We start from the raw sequence: 3,028 nt of genomic DNA, 5'->3' as shown, positions 1-3,028 counted from the left end.
GTTCATGGGATGCAATACTCATTAACTGGGTGGCCTCGGAAGAGAACCGCAGTTATCAGGGCAAAACCATCGACGAGTTATCGCGCGAATTAAATGTAAACCCTGTGGATTTTGTCCGTGAACTATTGATAACGGAAGATGGCCAGGTCAGCATTTGTGGGTTCGGGATGAGTAAGGAAAACACTGAAAAAGTGTTGGCTTTCCCCTTGACAATGGTTGGGTCTGACGGGAGTGCTTGGCAACCTGAAGGCACTCTCGGTCAAAGCCATCCGCATCCGCGTTACTATGGGACTTTCCCTCGCGTACTGGGGTACTATGTCCGTGAGAGAAAAATCATGCCGCTTACAGAGGCTATTCGTAAAATGACATCACTTGCGGCTGACAAGTTTCATATCCAAGACCGAGGCCGATTGAAAACAAACCAGTACGCTGACATCGTTGTCTTTAATCCGAATACGATCACTGACAAGGCCACCTTTGTGCAGCCCCATCAATATCCTGTGGGTATTGATTTTGTATTGGTAAATGGCAAGATTATAGTGGAACGGGGTCGACATACAGGTAGGCTGCCAGGAAAAATACTACGCCATACTTAAGGCTTTATCAAGGTTGTGGTCAAATAATGAAACACATTTTGCTGGTCAACCCTTGGATCCATGATTTTGCAGCCTATGATTTTTGGATCAAGCCAATTGGTCTGTTGAGCATCGGAGCTGTACTGCGACAACTTGGGTATGAGGTGCACTTAATTGACTGCTTAGACCGTTACAACCCGGACTTGTTGAAATGGCAAGGATTATCCAAACCGAAATCAAAAAACGACTGCACCGGCAAATTTCATCGTCAACCTATTAACAAACCAACAATTTTGCGACACGTTCCCCGGCGCTTTTGCAGGTACGGCTTGCCGCCCAAGCTCTTTGAAAACACTTTACGTCAACATCAAAAGCCATTGGCTATTTTAGTTACCAAACTTTTGCAGGAAATTGAAAGTACTTACAAAGCCTGACTAATTTTGATGAAATATTTTTTACAAAGCTCATGATTTTCAGGAAATGACAAATATAATTGTCCATTATAAGAATGTATCTTAGCTGGAATATCCATCAGTTTTCTTGTCAAATCAAGAGTAGACATCGATTCCAACAGCGTGTCTTTCAAAATATGATAACGAAAAAGAGCAAGCAAATTATAAGTAATCATAGCAAAATACAAAAAACTTAAAATTCCCAAATATTTTCTCGTTCGAAGACTTTTGATATATAAAGCATAAGTTCCTTCTTTAATAATTGACTCAATATTTTGACGTTCATTATAATTATGATAAAGATACTCCGGCTCATCTTCTTGGTCTGAATATAAATGTGTATACTTTTTTTGTCCCTTTGGTGTAGTTGTTTCGACAACAACGACACGAACAGGATGGCGGCAATTTGTAATTTTCTGTTCATGCATATCCGCTATTTTTACAAAATAGTCAATGGGTAACCAGTTTTCATGACAAAGCTTTTTAGTAAAATTCTCGGCGGTTCGTGGATCCTTGCCTTTGATTAAGAATGATAGATGGTGATCTATCAAGGCTTCAACGTTAGGACCAGTGCCACTGGCAGAATCAGCACGAACAATACCTATACGATCAATGTCGCCTAATATTTCTGCTACTTGATAAATGGCATCCCAGAAACGACAATCAGCATAAGTGTTGCCAGGGTCTAAGTGCAGTGATAATATTTCATTAAAAGGAGTATTTGCAGTGGTAGCCAAACTAAATTGATAACCACGCGCTGATCGCTTTCTGGGAAAATATCCTTTACGAGCCAGTTGATATGTTTTGCCATAGACGACAATACCAGAACAATCAAAATCTATATCAACCTTTTGCTGGGAACGCCACAGACTATAACAACTCAGCAATTGTTCAAAAATGTAATCCAGCTCCATAATATTGTAGAGATCAAATCGCCTTAAAAATCGATTAATCTGGGATTGCTCCGGGAACTGAGTTAATTGGCAACATTCAGCAGCCCCTTTATATGGTACAAGTTTATGGTTGATATCTTTGCCATATTTGCAGCCAATCGCAATTGATGCGATTAAAGTTTTTACTCGATCAAGATTGGTGTAAGTAACCTCCTTCATGTTCACATGAAGGCTATCAATAAACGGCTGGAAGAAGCCAATGGATTCAGCAAATGGTCCCAACAGGCCTAAAAAGCCGTTAGGTAATACATCGGCAAAAGGTTCAGTGGAACAATGAATATGGGAAAGAACAGCGCTTGCATTATATTGACCGACAAAGTTTATTTCGACAGAGTTAGAGTTTTTTTTAACTCAAGGTAAATAGACAAAGAACAGTCTAAACAAGAATATCTTTGACGTAAACCATCTGTTTTTGTTAGTACAGTTCCATTTTTTTTAATATGGCTGCTACCACATTTGCTACAAATAATAGGTGTTGACTCAGAGATGGGGCTTTCAGCAATATCTTGTGCTGTTTTGTGTTTGTCATGATACATTGCTAACAATTGTTCTTTGAGCTTTTGATTTTCATCCTTAAGATCGATTGTTCTTTTCCCTGGTGTTTTGGCTTGAAATGCATCAATGATAGCACCCTTTGCAGTTTGTTCCCATTTATAAATTGTGTGTCTTGGAATACCATATTTATCAGAAAGTTGAGTATAACTTGCTCCACCCCACAAAGCTTTTACGACGTTGAGTTTAAAATCTGCATCGATTTTTCTAAAAGACATTTGAAAACCCTCCTTTTTGAGAATAATATAATCAAAAAGGGGGTAAATGTCAATAATAATGTATCTTATTATTATGTGTTATTGTGCTTATTTCTTATTATGTGCAAAAGTTTGGTAGTTAAAATTATAAAACCACCCTGTCTAAAGTTTTTTAAAGCGGAGAAATTTATCATGAAATTGCTTGAAAAAATACTTTTTGCCACAGACTTAAGCACGAATGCTGAAGAAGCATTACAAACGGCGATTTTAGTTGCCAGGACTTTTAATTCCGAAATTAC

Annotated in this window: 4 protein-coding genes; 2 read left to right on the top strand and 2 right to left on the bottom strand. The window is 38.4% G+C overall.

The genetic code is table 11. The annotated features are described in order from the left end of the window. Together AC3LHT_RS10005 and AC3LHT_RS10000 are read left to right on the top strand one after the other, a co-directional pair. The coding region (locus AC3LHT_RS10005) for an amidohydrolase family protein (protein WP_488662789.1) at positions 1–596 on the top strand (596 nt) is incomplete at its 5' end. A 26-nt stretch (positions 597–622) separates the two neighbouring features. Then, positions 623–1,009, top strand: a complete 387-nt coding sequence (locus AC3LHT_RS10000; RefSeq protein WP_488662788.1) for a hypothetical protein — start codon at positions 623–625, stop codon at positions 1,007–1,009. Here AC3LHT_RS10000 and AC3LHT_RS09995 read toward each other — a convergent pair. Next, positions 997–2,202, bottom strand: a complete 1,206-nt coding sequence (locus tag AC3LHT_RS09995; protein WP_488662787.1) for a transposase — start codon at positions 2,200–2,202, stop codon at positions 997–999. The genes AC3LHT_RS10000 and AC3LHT_RS09995 overlap by 13 nt on opposite strands. A gap of 98 nt (positions 2,203–2,300) precedes the next feature. Next, a complete protein-coding gene (locus tag AC3LHT_RS09990; RefSeq protein WP_488662786.1) occupies positions 2,301–2,750 on the bottom strand; it encodes a transposase in 450 nt (149 codons plus the stop codon). Between the last annotated feature and the right edge of the window lie 278 nt (positions 2,751–3,028).

Source organism: Kosmotoga sp., assembly GCF_982836095.1.
The sequence above is the reverse complement of the archived record's forward strand: the minus strand, read 5'-3'. Positions and strand labels throughout refer to the sequence as shown.

Bases quoted from the DNA above. Each gene is read 5' to 3' on its own strand.
- AC3LHT_RS10000 (WP_488662788.1), top strand. From the start codon at position 623: ATGAAACACATTTTGCTGGTCAACCCTTGGATCCATGATTTTGCAGCC.
- AC3LHT_RS09990 (WP_488662786.1), bottom strand. From the start codon at position 2,750: ATGTCTTTTAGAAAAATCGATGCAGATTTTAAACTCAACGTCGTAAAA.